The organism is Phyllobacterium bourgognense (assembly GCF_003337575.1).
In the GTDB taxonomy this organism is placed as follows: domain Bacteria; phylum Pseudomonadota; class Alphaproteobacteria; order Rhizobiales; family Rhizobiaceae; genus Phyllobacterium; species Phyllobacterium bourgognense.
Genome location: NZ_QPJM01000005.1, coordinates 273819 through 290014 on the forward strand (window position 1 = coordinate 273819; position 16196 = coordinate 290014).

At 54.5% G+C, this 16196-nt stretch carries 16 protein-coding genes; 7 read left to right on the forward strand and 9 right to left on the reverse strand.

What is annotated here, in order from left to right; all coding sequences use genetic code 11:
• The first annotated feature begins 271 nt into the window (after positions 1–271).
• The 4 genes from C7476_RS11975 to bfr all read left to right on the forward strand — a co-directional run bounded on the left by C7476_RS11975 (position 272) and on the right by bfr (position 2546).
• Positions 272–517: a hypothetical protein gene (locus C7476_RS11975; RefSeq protein WP_112527107.1), complete on the forward strand. Its 246-nt coding sequence runs from the start codon at positions 272–274 to the stop codon at positions 515–517.
• Positions 518–660: 143 nt separating this feature from the next.
• Entirely contained in the window at positions 661–1122 is a 462-nt protein-coding gene (gene rirA, locus C7476_RS11980; protein WP_114430147.1) for an iron-responsive transcriptional regulator RirA, read from the forward strand.
• A gap of 661 nt (positions 1123–1783) precedes the next feature.
• Positions 1784–2095, forward strand: coding sequence for a (2Fe-2S)-binding protein (locus C7476_RS11985; protein ID WP_114430148.1), 312 nt, complete (start codon positions 1784–1786; stop codon positions 2093–2095).
• Positions 2061–2546, forward strand: a complete 486-nt coding sequence (bfr, locus tag C7476_RS11990) for a bacterioferritin (RefSeq protein WP_114430149.1) — start codon at positions 2061–2063, stop codon at positions 2544–2546. Before C7476_RS11985 ends, bfr begins: the two co-directional genes overlap by 35 nt.
• Positions 2547–2616: 70 nt before the next feature.
• Here bfr and C7476_RS11995 read toward each other — a convergent pair whose 3' ends face one another.
• The 6 genes from C7476_RS11995 to pcsA all read right to left on the reverse strand — a co-directional run bounded on the left by C7476_RS11995 (position 2617) and on the right by pcsA (position 9159).
• A complete protein-coding gene (locus C7476_RS11995) occupies positions 2617–3684 on the reverse strand; it encodes a BMP family ABC transporter substrate-binding protein (protein WP_114430150.1) in 1068 nt (355 codons plus the stop codon).
• Positions 3685–3733: 49 nt separating this feature from the next.
• Positions 3734–4654, reverse strand: a complete 921-nt coding sequence (locus C7476_RS12000) for an ABC transporter permease (protein WP_181872413.1) — start codon at positions 4652–4654, stop codon at positions 3734–3736.
• A 1-nt stretch (position 4655) separates the two neighbouring features.
• Complete coding sequence (locus C7476_RS12005) at positions 4656–5747, reverse strand: ABC transporter permease (protein WP_114430202.1); 1092 nt, start codon at positions 5745–5747, stop codon at positions 4656–4658.
• Positions 5747–7300: an ABC transporter ATP-binding protein gene (locus tag C7476_RS12010; RefSeq protein WP_181872420.1), complete on the reverse strand. Its 1554-nt coding sequence runs from the start codon at positions 7298–7300 to the stop codon at positions 5747–5749. The genes C7476_RS12005 and C7476_RS12010 overlap by 1 nt, the downstream gene beginning before the upstream one ends.
• A gap of 129 nt (positions 7301–7429) precedes the next feature.
• On the reverse strand, positions 7430–8407 hold the full coding sequence (locus C7476_RS12015; RefSeq protein WP_114430152.1) for a quinone oxidoreductase family protein: 978 nt from the start codon (positions 8405–8407) through the stop codon (positions 7430–7432).
• Entirely contained in the window at positions 8407–9159 is a 753-nt protein-coding gene (gene pcsA / locus C7476_RS12020) for a phosphatidylcholine synthase (protein ID WP_245426285.1), read from the reverse strand. Before pcsA ends, C7476_RS12015 begins: the two co-directional genes overlap by 1 nt.
• Before the next feature lie 152 nt (positions 9160–9311).
• Between pcsA and C7476_RS12025 the strand changes: the two genes are divergently transcribed.
• Positions 9312–10511 carry a UbiH/UbiF family hydroxylase gene (locus C7476_RS12025; RefSeq protein ID WP_114430153.1) on the forward strand — a complete coding sequence of 400 codons (1200 nt, stop codon included), beginning with the start codon at positions 9312–9314 and terminating at the stop codon, positions 10509–10511.
• A gap of 37 nt (positions 10512–10548) precedes the next feature.
• On the opposite strand, the gene C7476_RS12030 is transcribed toward C7476_RS12025, so the two are convergent.
• Both C7476_RS12030 and C7476_RS12035 read right to left on the reverse strand, forming a co-directional pair.
• Positions 10549–11895, reverse strand: a complete 1347-nt coding sequence (locus tag C7476_RS12030; RefSeq protein WP_114430154.1) for an Nramp family divalent metal transporter — start codon at positions 11893–11895, stop codon at positions 10549–10551.
• Positions 11896–12023: 128 nt separating this feature from the next.
• A complete protein-coding gene (locus tag C7476_RS12035; protein WP_114430155.1) occupies positions 12024–12968 on the reverse strand; it encodes an AEC family transporter in 945 nt (314 codons plus the stop codon).
• A 98-nt stretch (positions 12969–13066) separates the two neighbouring features.
• Between C7476_RS12035 and hspQ the strand changes: the two genes are divergently transcribed.
• Positions 13067–13399: a heat shock protein HspQ gene (hspQ, locus tag C7476_RS12040; protein ID WP_114430204.1), complete on the forward strand. Its 333-nt coding sequence runs from the start codon at positions 13067–13069 to the stop codon at positions 13397–13399.
• Positions 13400–13468: 69 nt separating this feature from the next.
• On the opposite strand, the gene C7476_RS12045 is transcribed toward hspQ, so the two are convergent.
• Positions 13469–14092, reverse strand: a complete 624-nt coding sequence (locus C7476_RS12045; protein WP_114430156.1) for an invasion associated locus B family protein — start codon at positions 14090–14092, stop codon at positions 13469–13471.
• A 284-nt stretch (positions 14093–14376) separates the two neighbouring features.
• Between C7476_RS12045 and C7476_RS12050 the strand changes: the two genes are divergently transcribed.
• Positions 14377–16194 carry an extracellular solute-binding protein gene (locus C7476_RS12050; protein WP_114430157.1) on the forward strand — a complete coding sequence of 606 codons (1818 nt, stop codon included), beginning with the start codon at positions 14377–14379 and terminating at the stop codon, positions 16192–16194.
• Positions 16195–16196 lie beyond the last annotated feature (2 nt).

A 16196-nucleotide genomic window follows, 5' to 3' on the forward strand; every position in this document is an offset into this window, starting at 1 on the left:
CCAGCGGCACGCTTCATATATCAGTTTCAGAAATTCGTTTCCGCTTTTGACCACGGATGTACTGGCACTGGCGTTTGAGGCGAATTCGGAAAGGTCGGGAATTCCCGGCCTTTTTGTTGCCTATAGCACACATGGGCCTGCCAATCGCGGTGCGGCAGTGTCTCAGGTTGCTTTCCGGGGCGCGAACAGTCTATGTAGGGCTCACTATCTGCCTGATCATTCATCAGGTTACGGACATTCTGTTATGCGTTCTGAGAGTGAGCTGCCCCGAATGGATAATTTTGAGAAGTACGCCCTGGCTCTGATGGTCGTATTCGGCGCCCTTATCATTGGCGGTCTTATGGCCGTCAATATTGCATGGGCCCACAAAGCAGGCTTTCTCTATGCTCTCGGCGCGGCCGTGGTGGTTTGGTCTGCCGGTTTCGCGGTCCTTTTTGACAAGCCCCGGGTCTACGGTCTCCTGTTGCTGTGCGCGATCGCTCTCATTACGGCCTCTATCGTTGTTATCGTTCGATAAAAAATCGGATCGACATTTAAGCGTGAGATCTGGATAATATGAAACTGGCTTTCATATTATCGTTTACTTTATCAAGAATAATTCTAAACTGCGCCCAGATTTGAATATGCAGGCCTGGTTTTCAGGTTGAAAGAGATATTCCCATGCGACTGACCAGACAGACGAACTACGCCATCCGAATTCTTATGTACTGTGCCGCCAATGACGGCAATCTCAGCAGAATCGGTGAAATTGCCCAAGCCTATACGGTCTCGGAACTTTTCCTGTTCAAGATCCTTCAACCATTGGTCGAGAACGGTTTCATCGAAACCGTGCGCGGTCGCAATGGCGGCGTGAAGCTTGGCAAACCGGCCAAGGACATTACCCTCTTCGACGTAGTGCGCGTGACTGAAGAGAACTTCGCCATGGCGGAGTGCTTCGAAAACGATGCCGCCGATTGCCCGCTGATCGATAGCTGTGGATTGAATTCAGCATTGCGCAAGGCACTCAATGCATTCTTCGAGGTGCTCGCCCAGTTCACGATCGAGGACATCGTCGATAAGCGCGATGTGCGTGCTCTGCTGGGGATCGACATACTCACTCCGCGCCTCGCGACCGCCAGCTGAAGCGAGTTTACCGTACTGCACAGTACGGTAAATTGCCGTGATTTCGCCGATACAAAAAACGCAACGATTCTTGAATCGAGCCGTCTTTTCCGGCGGAGTTCTCAAACGAAAATACGCGAATCTTGCACACAAAGCATCGAATCTCATGCAGGAAGTGCCGATTCCGGGATGCTTTTCTGCACCCTGCGTTGCAAATTGGTTGTTCTCAGTTGTGAAAAACGCTGAACCCCTCGACCTCAACATGTCCATCACGAGCTTGTGAGACGTTTTGACACATGTTGAGCCGGCACTATTTTTTTGCTTTCAACATGCCTGCGAGGGCAAACATGATTGAAATGGTTATGTTATTTGCCTAGTTTAGAATTATTCTAACTAGTTGAAATCATGACATAATATCACCATATGCATTTGACAGGTTCTCAACAAACCGGCTTTATAGCTGGAGCGTTGAATGAACGCATGACCTTTAATGTTTGGGCCTTGAACCCTTGCGATTGGAGGAACCATTGTCTGGTTCGAAAGTATCACCCGGTTTCGGGATAGTATTTTGTGGGTCTAGCGTACACAACGCAGTCGGATCAGCAATTGATTCAAGTTTAGGTGCCTTCCCGGCATTAGATGTCGCGGATGCGTGTTCTTGTGAGTACGGCGCCTATATAAAATGCTAGTTTGCCATTGCAACATAATTACCCAAAAAGAGATCGAGAGTTCCATTATTGAACTTCTCGATGCTGACCCGTGGCAGCTCGTTGTTCCTGCCAAAGTTTACCATGCCATGAAGAAACGCGGCCGCTGCTGCGGTTGCTTCCCAAATGTCGTTGAAACCATCATAAAGGTGACGGAAGAATATCATCTCCGGCATCGTTCAGACGATTCTGATGCAGTTTCGTTCATCGACCGTGTCCGGTCACTGCGTCACGAATACGGGAGTTCACGACATGAAGGGCGAACCAAAGGTCATCGAGCGGCTTAACGAGGCATTGTTTCTCGAATTAGGCGCCGTCAATCAATATTGGCTGCATTATCGCCTTCTGGACGATTGGGGCTTCACGAAGCTGGCCAAGAAGGAACGCGCGGAATCCATCGAAGAGATGCATCACGCCGACAAGATCATCCAGCGCATCATCTTCCTCGAAGGTCATCCAAATCTGCAATCCGTCGGCGCGCTGCGCATCGGCCAGAACGTCAAGGAAGTGCTCGAGGCGGATCTTGCCGGTGAATACGATGCGGTGAAATCCTACAAACTTTCCCGCGAGATTTGCGATCAGCTTGGTGATTATGTCTCCAAGGAATTGTTCGACGAACTGCTCAAGGACGAAGAAGGACATGTCGACTTCCTCGAGACGCAGATCGATCTGCTTAATTCAATCGGTGCAGAACGTTATGGGCTGTTGAATGCGGGGGCTGCTGACGAAGCAGAGTGATCCATTTCAATAGTGACAGCAAAAAGGGCGCCAGTGGCGCCCTTTCCTTTTCAACATAGGTCGCTTGTTGTCATTTCGGCAGCTTGTCGTCCACACCGGCGACGTAGAAGTTCATGCTCAGAATGGTCTTGTCGTCCGCTGTCTCGCCAGCTTTCAGCCATTCGGAACCATCCTGCTTCTTGATCGGGCCGGTGAAAGGCTTGAGTTCCCCTGACGTGATCTTGGCCTGGGTTTCTTCGGCCAGCTTCTTCACATCGTCCGGCATGTTCGTGTAGGGCGCCATCACGACAAGCCCTTCTTTCATGCCTTCGAACACATTGTGCGATTTCCAGGTTCCATCCAGCACCGCCTTGGCGCGTTCGATATAGTACGGGCCCCAGTTGTCGACGATCGACGTCATCTGGGTTTCCGGGCCAAACTTGATCATGTCCGAAGCCTGGCCGAAAGCCTTGATCTTGCGTTCCGCCGCAACCTGCATCGCAGCAGTCGAGTCCGTGTGCTGGGTGATAATATCCACGCCCTGATCGATCAGTGCCTTGGCAGCATCAGCTTCCTTGGCCGGGTCAAACCATGAGTTCGCCCAGATCACCTTGATCTTGAAGTTCGGATTGACGGTTTGAGCACCCAGGATGAACGAATTAATGCCTTGGACAACCTCGGGAATGGGAAACGACCCGATGTAACCAGCGACGCCGGTCTTGGACATTTTTGCAGCGATCACGCCCTGCACATAGCGGCCTTCGTAGAAGCGCGAATTATAGACCGAGACGTTTTCAGCGGTCTTGTAGCCCGTCGCATGTTCGAATTTGACGTCCGGAAATTTCTGCGCAACCTTGATCGTCGCGTCCATATAGCCGAACGATGTGGTGAAGATCAGCTTGTTGCCAGCACGAGCAAGACGCTCGATTGAGCGTTCCGCATCGGCACCTTCAGGCACGTTTTCAAGAAAAGTTGTCTCGACCTTGTCGCCCAGCTCTTTCTCGAGCTCCTTGCGGCCTTGATCATGCTGGTAAGTCCAGCCGAAGTCACCCGGCGGTCCGATATAAATAAAGCCGACCTTCAATTTTTCGGCGGCCAAGACGGGCCCTGCCACAGCAAAGCTGGCGGCTACCGTTAGCGCCATCATCAGTTTTTTCATTGCGTTCACCTCTTCTGTTAAAGCGTTCAAATTGTCTTTGTGTCGTATTCTAGCGGTCAGGCACGAAGGGTTTGCCGAGCGATGTCGGGGTGTTCATCAATGTCAGGCGCTTGTTGCGTGAAATCAGTACCAGTACGACAATTGTCGCAAGATAGGGCAGCGACGACATGAATTGGGATGGAACGCCGATGCCGAGCGCCTGCGCGTGCAGCTGGCCGATGGTTACAGCACCAAAAAGATAGGCCCCGGCAAGGATACGCCACGGGCGCCAGGACGCGAAAACCACCAGCGCCAGCGCAATCCAGCCCCTGCCCGAAGTCATGTTCTCCACCCATTGCGGCACGTAGACGAGTGAGAGTTGCGCGCCAGCCAAGCCAGCACAGGCACCGCCGAATATCACGGCAAGGTAGCGAATGCGAACGACGGGCACACCAAGAGCGTGCGCCGATGTGTGATTGTCGCCGACTGCGCGCAACGTCAAACCGGCACGCGTCCTGAACAAAAACCAAGCCACGCCAATCGTCAGCAGGATGGAAATGTAAAAAATGGGGTCTTGTCCAAACAAAAACCTTCCGACATAAGGAATGTCCGTAAGCCCTTGTATATAAAACGAATTCATCCGTATGCCGGGTAGACCGACAAAGCTTTCACCAATCATCGCGGAAGCCCCAAGCCCAAGCAGCGTGAGTGCGAGGCCTGTCGCCACCTGGTTGGTGATCAGCGTCAGGGTCAGGAAACCAAACAGCAATGAAAAGGCAGCTCCGGCAAGGATCGCCGCAAACATGCCCAGCCAGGCCGAACCGGTGTATTGCGCAACCGCAAACCCGGTCACGGCACCCATCACCATCATGCCTTCAACACCCAGATTGAGCACCCCGGACCGCTCGACGACGAGTTCGCCCAACGCGGCAATGAGCAGCGGCGTCGCCGCTGTTGCCACTGTCAGGAGTATGGCTTCGAACATCGTCATTTCACGCGCCCTTCAACGCTGTGTCGCTCAAGCGCGACACAATCCGGATGCGATAATAAATCAGACTGTCACTGGCGAGGACAAAAAACAGGATGATGCCCTGAAAGATACGGGCCGATTTTTCCGAAATACCCAATGAAATCTGTGCTGCCTCGCCTCCCAAATAAGACAAAGCGAGCACCAGTCCCGCGGCAATTATCCCCAACGGATTGAGCCTTCCGAGGAACGCGACGATAATTGCAGTGAATCCATAGCCCGGTGAAATACTCGTCCGCAGCTGCCCCACGGCGCCCGAGACCTCGGCGATGCCAGCCAGGCCGGCTAATGCTCCCGACACGAGAAAAGCAAAGAAAGTAAGCCGGCCGGCGCTGAAACCGGCAAACCTCCCTGCCCTGGAACTACGGCCAAGCACCTTGATCTCGAAGCCATTCAACGTGCGTGACAGCATGAACCAGACAAGCACCGCAGCGATTATGGCGAGAGCAAAACCCCAATGCGCGCGACCCGAATCTGGCCATATCGCCGGCAGAACGGCACTATCGCTGAACTGTACCGTCTCGGGGAAATTATACCCTTGAGGATTGCGCCACGGGCCCCGCACCAGCCAGTCGAGAAAGAGCTGCGCCACGTAAACCAGCATCAGGCTGGTGAGAATTTCATTCGTATTGAAGCGGACCTTCAGGTACGCCGGTATTGTCGCATAGGCCATGCCTCCCGCCATTCCCAGCAGCAGCATGATCGGCAATACGTACCAGCCTTGGAAATCCGGGAAAACAACCGGCAGGATTGACCCTGCAATACCGCCTGCGATGAACTGTCCCTCAGCGCCGATATTCCAGTTATTTGAAAGAAAACAAACGGAAAGCCCTACCGCAATGAGGATCAGCGGTGCCGCTTTCACCAGCAATTCGTGGATCGACCAGACCTCGGTCAAAGGCTCAACGAAATAGGAATCGAGCGCTGAAATCGGGTTCTTGCCGAGTATGGAAAACAGGATCGCGCCAGCAATCAAAGTCAGGAACAGCGCGATGAATGGCGACAAGGCGCTGAACAAAGCTGAATGCTGCGGACGTTTGACGATTTCGATCCGCATCATGCCGCCCCTGCAGCAGCGTCCGCGCCGCCCATCATCAGTCCGACGCGCTCCATCGTCATTGCCTCGATTGGCACGGATTCGGAAAGACGGCCATGCACCATTGCGGCGATGCGGTCGGAGATTTCGAACAATTCATCGAGGTCCTGGCTGATCACGATCACAGCGGAACCGCTGCGGGCAAGGTCGACCAATGCCTGGCGGATATGCGCTGCCGCCCCCGCATCGACGCCCCACGTTGGCTGGTTGACGACGATCACGGATGGGTTGCGATCCAGCTCCCGCCCGATGAGAAACTTCTGCAGGTTGCCCCCAGAAAGGGCTGATGCATCAGGGTTTTCTGCACTCTTGCGCACATCCATTTGCGTGACGATACGTTTCGCCGCTGATGCAAGGCTGGATTCCGATACAAGCTTCAGCACGCCGCCGGTCAGGAACATTTTACGATCCGTTGAATGGCGTGACAGGAGCAAATTGTTGGTTAGAGACATATCCGGCACTGCGCCGTGCCCAAGCCGCTCCTCAGGCACAAAAGCTGCGCCAAGCTTGCGCCGGGCCGATATACCGATTCTCCCGGCATCTGTGCCGCGGATGCGTACGACTTGTGGACGTTCCTGCAGTACTTCGCCGGAAATCGCCTCGAAGAGTTCACCTTGGCCATTGCCGGCAACCCCGGCGATACCAAGAATTTCTCCGCCATTGATCGACAGAGAGATATCATGAAGCGCTACCGAAAACGGCCCGCGCGGTCTCTGTGACAGGCCGTTCACCTCAATAAGCGGTATCCGGTCCGTCCATTCTGCCGGAAGCCTTTCAATGACATGGATGTCATTGCCGACCATCATTCGCGCCAATGAAGCTGCAGTCTGCGTGCGTGGATCACATTGACCGACAACCTTACCGTGCCGGAGTACCGTTGCGCGGTCGCAAAGCCTGCGCACTTCCTCGAGCCTGTGACTGATGTAAAGGATGGATTTTCCTTCCGAGCGCAAACGCTCCAGTGTCACAAACAGAAGATCGGCTTCCTGCGGAGTGAGCACCGATGTCGGCTCGTCAAGGATGATCAGATCAGGGTTTTGCAACAGGCACCGAATGATCTCGATACGTTGCCGCTCGCCAACCGAAAGATCACCGACAAGCGCGTCAGGATCGACCGGCAGGCCATAGGTCTGGCCGATCTCGCGGGCGCGTGCGGCGATCGTGTCGAGCGGCGACTTCTCGTCCAGCGACAGGGCAATATTCTCGGCAGCGGTCAGCGCATCGAACAAAGAAAAATGCTGGAAAACCATACCGATACCCAGCGATCTTCCCATAGCAGGGCTGGCAACGTTAACACCCTCACCCTTCCATGCGATATCCCCGGAAGTTGGCTGCAATGCACCGAATAACATTTTGACGAGGGTGGATTTGCCCGCGCCATTCTCGCCCAGGAGCGCGTGAATCTCGCCGGTTCCGATCTTCAGATCAATCCCGTCACAAGCCTTGAGTGTCCCGAAAATTTTGGTGAGCTTTTCGGCTTCCAGTAACGGTATTTCAGAGCCGTCTTTTGTTATTGTGCCTGTCATAATTCCCCGCGGCCAAGACCGTTTCTCGATCCTATGTCAGGCCCACCAAATTTGGAAAGTGCAAAACGTATGGTAGCGGCCATTTGCGCACAATATTCGGGCATCGGTGACGGTGGCTTAAGGAATGAGCACTGTCGTACCGGTGGTTCTCCGCCCTTCCAGGGCACGATGAGCCGTTGCAACGTCCTTCAGCGCGTAGGTCTGGCCGATCTCTATGCGGATGATGCCTTTCGAGACCAGATCGAAGAGTTCGCTTGCTCCGTCCACCAGAGCCTCGCGCGCGGCAATGTATACAAACAAGGTAGGCCGCGTCAGATAAAGCGATCCCTTGCGCGACAGAATACCAAGGTCAAACGGCGGAACCGGTCCGGAAGACTGACCGAAACATACGATCATCCCGCGCGGGCGCAGACAATCCAGCGAGCCGTCAAATGTATCCTTGCCGACCGAATCGTAAACGACATCGACGCCTTTGCCGCCGGTAAGTTCTTTCACCCGTTCGACAAAATTCTCGGTCTTGTAGTTGATGACGTGATCGTAGCCATTGTCCAGCGCCAGCTTGACCTTTTCGTCAGACCCGGCGGTGCCGATGACCGTCGCACCAAGATGTTTTGCCCACTGCCCAGCGATCAGGCCAACGCCGCCAGCCGCAGCGTGAAAGAGGACAGTATCACCTTGCTTGACCGGAAACGTCTGCCGCAGCAGATATTGCGCGGTCAGGCCTTTCAGCATCATCGAGGCTGCCTGTTTCAACGGAATGCCATCAGGCACTTTGACAAGCCGATTTGCCGGAATGAGCCGTTCTTCGGCATAAGCGCCGATCGGATTGGTATAGGCGACACGGTCGCCAACCTTAATGTCCTTGACGTCAGGCCCCACTGCCAGCACGACGCCAGCACCTTCGTGGCCAACAATGAGCGGCAGTCCGCTTGGCGACGGATAGAGGCCAGTCCGGTAATAAACGTCAAGGAAATTGAGCCCGATGGCTTCATTACGGATGCGCACTTCCCCGGGTCCGGGGGCGCCGAGGGAGATGTCTTCATAGGTCAACACTTCAGGCCCGCCGACCTGATGAATGCGAACAGCTTTGACCATCAAACTTTCTCCCTACGACCGAGATTGGGGAACGCCTGCATCACGGCGCCAATGAAGAAAAGATAGATGCCCGTCACCGAAATGCCAATCCGCACCCAGAGCGGCGAATCTAGTTCCTGAAACAGTGAATATGCGCCAAAGGCACACCACAGGAAGAATATCGCAAGATTGAGTGGTCGCAAGCGCTGCACACGAACTGGGTGCAGGAAATAGATCGGCAGGAACGAGACGATCGCCGCAACGAGAACGATGGCGAAGGCCACCCATTCTCCGGGGCGCACGATGAACAACGTAAAGACGATCATGTTCCAGACGACCGGAAAGCCCTTGAAGAAGTTCTCCTTGGTCTTCATGCCAGTGTCCGCATAGTAGATTGCGCTGGAAACCACGATGATCGCTGCTGCCAGGAAGGAAAGCCCCTCGCCCATAAAGCCGCGCTGATACAGCGCAAAGGCTGGAATGAGCACGTAGGTCATATAGTCGATAATGTTGTCCAGAAGTTCGCCAGACCAGTTCGGCAGGACATATTTGACGTCCAGCTTACGTGCAATCGGCCCGTCGATACCGTCGACAAAAAGCGCCAGTCCAAGCCACCAGAACATCGCTGTCCAGCTTTCCTCACTGGCCGCAACCACAGAAAGAAACGCCAGAAAGGAGCCGGACGCCGTGAGAAGATGGACGGAAAATGCTTTGGCTTGCGGTGCCGTTACCTTCTTGGGCGTTATGGCCTTGGGCAATATCGGTTTTTTCACGGTCCGTGCCAATCTGCTGCATGATGTTAATGCGTTCGCTGTTGTACCTTAGCGATAGCGAACGATTTGTGAGCAGCTTTTCTTGAAAAATGCCCAAAGTGCAAGCAATTAGGCTAATATAAACTGTTGAAAGCGCGAAGCGGAGACAAACGATGACCAGTACCAGAACCGATCCGATTATTGTTGCGGGTGCAGGTCATGTGGGGCTGATTGCTGCTATTGCACTTGCGCAAAGTTTCGACAATGTCATCAGCCTTGGGGTTCTCCCGGAGGGTTCCGACAAACGCACAACTGCGCTGATGGTGCCTGCAATCAAGTTTCTCGAAAGGATTGGCTTGTGGGCAAGCATCGAGCCACATGCTGCGCCTATTGCCACAATGCGCATCCTCGATGGAACAAGCCGGCTTATCAGGAGCCCGGCGGTAACCTTCGAGGCGAGCGAAATTGACGAGCCGGCCTTCGGCTACAATATTCCCAATGTCACTTTGACGTCAGTCCTGAGCGACGCGCTGAAGAATTCGAAGGTGAACCATGTCGCTGCCTCGGCCACCCACTATCACCCGGCTGAAAATGCGATTGCTGTCGAAGGCAGCGACGGTTCTATGTACACCGCCAATATCGTCATCGCTGCCGATGGCCGCTCCTCGCTGGCGCGCGAAGCCGCTGGAATATCGGCGCGAACCTGGAGCTACAATCAGACTGCCATCGTTCTGAGCTTTAGCCATACGCGTGATCATCATGATATTTCAACGGAATTTCATACGGAGCATGGTCCTTTCACGCAGGTGCCCTTGCCCGGCAAGCGTTCAAGTCTTGTCTGGGTGACAACCCCGGCTCAGGCTGTGGAGTTGCTTGAACTTTCCCGCGACCAACTGGCGACGCGGGTTGAAGAGCGCATGCAATCCATGCTCGGCGCCATAACCATCAATGTCGATCCTCAGAGCTGGCCACTATCCGGCCTGGTACCCAGTTCATTCGCTCGCAACCGCGTGTTCCTGGCTGGCGAGTCGGCCCATGTCTTCCCGCCGATCGGTGCACAGGGTCTCAATCTCGGTGTTCGTGATGTCGAGACCTTGCTGGACACTCTGCCGGTCGATGGTATGGATCTGGGCGCAGCCAGCGTTTTGACAACCTATAATCGCAAGCGAAGCCCGGACATTCTTGCACGGACGGGTGCTGTTGACGCGCTGAACCGTTCGCTCCTGTCGGATTTTCTGCCGGTTCAGATGGTTCGCAGCGGCGGCCTTGAGCTCTTGCGAGCCTTTTCGCCGCTGCGTGGCTTTGTCATGCGCGAGGGCCTGCGCCCAGGCAGCGGCTGGCGATTTTCGCACAAGGAGGCCGGCAGACATTAGCGCCTCGGGCAACAATATTGGTGCCCGAAGCTCTAATTCACGCCAGCACGAAGTCGCTTAGCAATTTCACGTTCAGCAGCGCAATGACCACTGCTATAAACATCGCGAATGCCGAGAGCCAGCGCGGTGAAACGAGGGCGCCCATCTTTGCCTTGCTTGCCGTAAACATGACCAGCGGGAATACGGCAAACGATAGCTGAAGGCTGAGAACCACCTGCGTCAGAACCAGCAGCTTTGCCGTGCCGCTTTCACCATACCAGACCGTAACGATGGATGCCGGAATGATGGCGATACCGCGTGTGATCAGCCGCCGCAGCCACGGCGCAAGCTTGATATGGAGGAACCCCTCCATGACGATCTGCCCGGCCAGCGTTGCCGTTACGGTCGAATTTATACCGCAGCAAAGCAAGGCGATGCCGAACAGCGTCGGTGCTATCGCCAAGCCCAGAAGCGGCGCGAGCAGCGAATGCGCCTCCCCGAGTTCCGCGACGTCCGTCTGACCCGTCTTGTGGAATGTTGCAGCAGCAAGAATGAGGATCGACGCGTTGATCAGGAGCGCGAACATGAGAGCCAAAGTGGAATCGATCGTTGCATATTTCAGTGCAGAACGTTTTTCCGGCAACGTATTTCCGTAATCGCGGGTCTGCACAATACCAGAATGCAAATACAGATTGTGCGGCATCACCGTCGCCCCGAGAATACCCAGCGCAAGATACAACATCTCCGGATTGGTCACGATCTCAGTGGTTGGTGCAAAACCCTTGATGACAGCGCCCCATTCCGGATCCGCCATGAAAATCTGGATCGCGAAACAAACGGCTATGACCCCGAGTAGCGTAATAATGAGCGCCTCGACCCAGCGGAAGCCAAGCTTCTGCAGATAAAGAATGAGGAATACGTCGAGCGCTGTGATGAGTACGCCAATTTCAAGCGGAATACCGAAAATCAGGTTGAGGCCGATGGCCGTGCCGATAACTTCGGCGATATCGGTAGCGATGATGGCAATTTCCGCGAGAAACCATAGCGTATAGGCAACCGGTTTCGGAAAAGCATCGCGGCATGCCTGTGCCAGATCCCTGCCCGAACCTATGGCGAGCCGCGCGCAAAGAGCCTGCAAGACAATCGCCATGATATTGGAAACGAGCGCCACGACAAGAAGCGTGTAACCGAATTTCGATCCCCCGGCGAGCGATGTCGCCCAGTTGCCCGGGTCCATGTAGCCCACGGCGACGAGATAACCTGGACCGACGAAAGCCGCCGCACGACGCCAACCCGGTCCACTCGTCCGCACGGCAATCGAACGATGCACATCCGACAGCGATGCCTCGCCCCTTGCGTGTCGCCAGCCCTTAGGCGTGTCGACCGCCCGCCCTAGTTGATCCATGGAATACCCCAATCGCAATTGCAAATCATTCGCAACTATATATACAGAAAATCGACAGCCGCAAGGGCTCAGCTGATCGAAAGAGCCAAGCGGGCGATTATCTTGGTAACAAAGACGTTGACGGCGTGTCAGGGAATGAGACCATGCGTCATGAAGTAGAGCCACAAGGTCAGGGTCGCGATTGAAAACAAAGTGGTCGCCAGAATGCTGCTGGAGGCCCGCTCGACCCACACGCCATAATGTTGAGCGATGACAAAGACATTGGTTGCTGTGGGCAATGCGGCCATGAGCATGGCCGTATAAATCCACACAGGCGGAAAATTCCCCGCAAGATTCAGTACCCAATAAATCAGTAACGGCTGAACCAGCAGCTTGATCGGGACAATGAGATAAAGTTCCTTCGGTACGCGCCTCAGTGGACGTAGTGCAAGCGTTGCGCCCATAGCGAAAAGCGCACAAGGCGCTGCCGCCTTGGCTAGGAGATCGATCATGCGGTCGATTGCGACAGGTGGCTCGACACCGAGGATCGCGGCACCAACACCCATGATCGTCGCGATGATGAAAGGATGGCCGAAGATTTTGCGAAGGACGCTGATAGTGACATCGCGCGTAGAACGCTTGTCATTGCCTGAAAGCGCCATCAACAGCGGCGCCATGACGAAGTGCAGCGTGTTGTCGAAGCAGAATATCAACGCTACAGGCACGGCTGCCGACGCACCGAAGGCGAGAATCGCCAGTGCCGGCCCCATGTAACCGATATTGCCATAGGCTCCAGCAAGCCCTTGAATTGTGCTTTCATCGATCTTCCGCGTCCGCGCGAAGGCGATCAGAAATATCGTCAGGAAAATAGCAAATGTTGACAAAGTGCACCCGAGGATAAAGTTCCACTGGGTTAATTCCGCCACGGGCGTTTTCGAAAGTATCTGGAAAAACAAAGCCGGCAGCGCCACATAAATGATGAACGTATTCATCCATCCCAGCGCCTCTAAAGGCTGGTGGTTAATTCGTGCCACGAAAAAGCCAAGGAAAATCAGTCCAAAGAATGGAAGTACGAGATTGAAGACACTGAGCATGACGGACTTTTTGAATTTATGGCGGGATAGAGTGATCGCAGGAACCATTTAGGCTCGCGAGCTTTGATAGAAACAGATACCTACTACGAATGACGATGATGACACAGATACGCCATGCAAAATTTCAGATCGGCCAGGTGGTGAGCCACAGGATCTTCGCATTCCGGGGCGTTATCTTCGACGTGGATCCGGAATTCAACAATACGGAAGAATGGTATAGATCCATTCCCGAGGATATAAGGCCGCGCCGCGACCAGCCCTTCTATCACCTTTTTGCTGAAAACTCCGAGAGCGAATATGTCGCCTATGTTTCGGAACAGAACCTTGTTGCCGATACGACCGGTGTGCCCCTGAGGCATCCGCAGATCGGGAACATGTTTGAAACGCCGGAAAACGGCGTCTATCGCGTGAAGAAGCCTCACATAAACTAGTGCACCAACTTCGTGCGCAATAAAAAAGGACGCTCGAAGCGTCCTTTTTTGCTTTTCGGTGCCGGTTGATCAGTTGCCGGTTTTGGCCTTTTGTTGCTCAGCCTTCATCTTCTCCTCGAATTCCTTCTGACGCTTCTGGACTTCGTCCTGAAGCGTCTTCTGACGCTGTTCGAGCTCGTTCTGCTGCAGGCCGGGACCGTCATAAGCCTGGGTGAAACCGGTTAGCGCGACGTTGATCGGATTTGGCTTGTTCTGGAAGTTGACTGAAGTCATCGTCAGCTGATTGCCTTTCTTGAAGGCAGCAAGCAGGTCATCGGACAAGGCAACTTCGGAGATGCAACGATCCGGGAAGCAGATGGCGTAATCAACCTTCTGTGTCTTGCCGCCATTGATCTGGAGGCCAACACCCGGAGCGATGAGACGGCCGGTCGGGACGGAAACCTGGAAGATCTTGCGATTGATCTTACCCTTGATCTCGATGAGATTGACGGCGGTCAGAAGCTGGCCGCTATCGGCCGTCACGATATTCTGCGTATTGCAGATGTCATTGTCTTCCTGTTTCGAGCAAACCTTGAACCAACCCTGAGGCGCTCTTTGCTGTTGCTGGGCGGAGGCTGGTACTGCCGCGGCGGCAAGTAATGCAACGGCGCCTGCGAGAGATGCGGTTGCAGCGAAAGTCTTTCGGGTGGACATGGTCAACTTGTTCCTTTCAGCGCACTTATCCGAAGTGTGGCTTGGTCACTTGTATTTGCTTGTCTGGCTTTGGTCACTAAATGCGGCAACAGAGTGACCCTAGCGCCAGATGCAATATCGAACGCCGTGTTACACTGCATGCCGATGCAAATCCAGACTACTTTTGGCTGGTCTATGAATTCAGATGCCACATAACGCGTCTTCCGCCGCAGAATCGTCTTCAAATGATAGTCTTTGGCACGAATCAGGGTAAATCGCGTCCCTAAAGGCGCAAGGTTGAGACGATGTTGAAGAAAAGTTTGCAGATTCTGGCGCTCATGATCGCCGCATGTTCGGCAACGGACGCTTCTTATGCAGAACCAACCTATGGAATCGCCATGCACGGCGAGCCAGCCCTGCCCGCGGACTACAAGAACTTCCCCTATGTCAATCCGGCCGCGCCAAAGGAAGGTTCCATTACCTATGGTGTGGTCGGCACATTCGACAGCCTCAATCCCTTCCTGATCAAGAGCATGCGGACGACCGCACGCGGCATGTTCGGCGATTCCGAATTTGGCAACCTGGTCTACGAATCGCTGATGCAGCGAAGCACCGACGAACCATTCACCATGTATGGTTTGCTCGCTGAAAAGGTTGAAACCAATGACGAGCGAACCTGGGTCGAATTCACGCTCAATCCGAAGGCGAAATGGTCTGACGGGCAGCCGGTGACGCCCGATGATGTAATCTTCACGTTCGATGTTCTTACCAAAAAGGGACGACCGCCCTTTAGCAGCCGCATGAAATTGATCTCAAAGATCGAAAAGGTTGGAGAACGCGGCGTAAGATTTACGTTCAACGAGCAGGCGAACAGGGAGTTTCCGCTCGTCCTGGCACTTATGCCGGTCCTTCCGAAACATGCGATCGACATCGACAAATTCGACGCTTCGCCCCTGGCCATCCCGGTCGGCAGCGGGCCCTACATCGTTTCGAAGGTTCAGCCGGGCCAACGTATCGTTTTCAAACGAAACCCCGACTACTGGGGCGCTGACCTGCCGAGCAGGGTCGGGTTCAACAATTTTGAAACGGTAACTGTCGAGTATTTCCGCAACGATCAGGCGCAGTTCGAAGCATTCAAGAAAGGCGTGTTCGACGTCTTCATGGAAGGCGATCCGAACAAATGGGCGACGTCCTACGATTTTCCTGCGGTCAAGGATGGCCGGGTCATCAGGGAGACGTTCCGGTCAAGATCACCGGCAAATATGTTCGGCTTTGTCTTCAACACGCGGCGCCCCTTGTTTCAGGACAAGGCCGTGCGGGAAGCACTCGCACTCATGTTCGATTTCGAGTGGACCAATCGCAATCTCTACGCCGGCCGCTACCAGCGACTGGGCAGCTACTGGCAGGGCTCGGAGTTGTCGGCCCTTGGCAGACCCGCAGATGCGACAGAACGCGCGCTAGTAGCTCCTTATCCCGGTGCGGTGCTGCCGGAAGTGATGGACGGAACCTACGAGCCTGCCAAAACGGATGGAACAGGGCGCGATCGCAAGGAAATGAAGCGCGCCTATGACATTCTCGTCAGCCGGGGCTACAAGATCGAGAACGAACAGATGCTCGACCCGCATGGAACGCCCCTCACATTCGAAATTCTGACGCGCTCCGTTGGCGAAGAGCGTCTTGGCCTCGCCTATAAACGCACACTTGAACGTCTTGGCATTGGGGCAAGCATCCGTACGGTCGACGATGCACAGTATCAAAAGCGCCTGCAGACATTCGACTACGACGTTATCCTGGGCGCCTATTCGAACTCTCTTTCGCCAGGATATGAGCAATTCAGCCGTTGGGGCAGCCAGTCAAAAGTAGTTGAAGGCAGCTTCAATTATGCGGGGGTGGCCGACCCCGTCATCGACGCGCTACTGGACAAGATGCTGGCCGCCCGCGGCGACGAGGAATTTACCAGCGTTGTGCGTGCCCTCGACAGAGTCCTGATCTCCGGCCATTATATGGTCCCGATCTATTACCAGCCCGAACAATGGGTTGCCCGCTGGGCGCATGTGCAACATCCGGACAAGACGTCCATGGTCGGTAACCAGCTGTCCACGTGGTGGTCCGATAAACGATAGGA

Excerpts from the sequence above, each read along its gene's own strand:
- C7476_RS11995 (WP_114430150.1), bottom strand. The coding sequence starts at position 3,684 with ATGAAAAAACTGATGATGGCGCTAACGGTAGCCGCCAGCTTTGCTGTG.
- C7476_RS12050 (WP_114430157.1), top strand. The coding sequence starts at position 14,377 with ATGTTGAAGAAAAGTTTGCAGATTCTGGCGCTCATGATCGCCGCATGT.
- C7476_RS12005 (WP_114430202.1), bottom strand. The coding sequence starts at position 5,747 with ATGCGGATCGAAATCGTCAAACGTCCGCAGCATTCAGCTTTGTTCAGC.
- C7476_RS12030 (WP_114430154.1), bottom strand. The coding sequence starts at position 11,895 with ATGGATCAACTAGGGCGGGCGGTCGACACGCCTAAGGGCTGGCGACAC.
- hspQ (WP_114430204.1), top strand. The coding sequence starts at position 13,067 with ATGACACAGATACGCCATGCAAAATTTCAGATCGGCCAGGTGGTGAGC.
- C7476_RS12000 (WP_181872413.1), bottom strand. The coding sequence starts at position 4,654 with ATGACGATGTTCGAAGCCATACTCCTGACAGTGGCAACAGCGGCGACG.
- bfr (WP_114430149.1), top strand. The coding sequence starts at position 2,061 with ATGAAGGGCGAACCAAAGGTCATCGAGCGGCTTAACGAGGCATTGTTT.
- C7476_RS12045 (WP_114430156.1), bottom strand. The coding sequence starts at position 14,092 with ATGTCCACCCGAAAGACTTTCGCTGCAACCGCATCTCTCGCAGGCGCC.
- C7476_RS12025 (WP_114430153.1), top strand. The coding sequence starts at position 9,312 with ATGACCAGTACCAGAACCGATCCGATTATTGTTGCGGGTGCAGGTCAT.
- C7476_RS12015 (WP_114430152.1), bottom strand. The coding sequence starts at position 8,407 with ATGGTCAAAGCTGTTCGCATTCATCAGGTCGGCGGGCCTGAAGTGTTG.
- C7476_RS12035 (WP_114430155.1), bottom strand. The coding sequence starts at position 12,968 with ATGCTCAGTGTCTTCAATCTCGTACTTCCATTCTTTGGACTGATTTTC.
- C7476_RS11975 (WP_112527107.1), top strand. The coding sequence starts at position 272 with ATGGATAATTTTGAGAAGTACGCCCTGGCTCTGATGGTCGTATTCGGC.
- rirA (WP_114430147.1), top strand. The coding sequence starts at position 661 with ATGCGACTGACCAGACAGACGAACTACGCCATCCGAATTCTTATGTAC.
- C7476_RS11985 (WP_114430148.1), top strand. The coding sequence starts at position 1,784 with ATGCTAGTTTGCCATTGCAACATAATTACCCAAAAAGAGATCGAGAGT.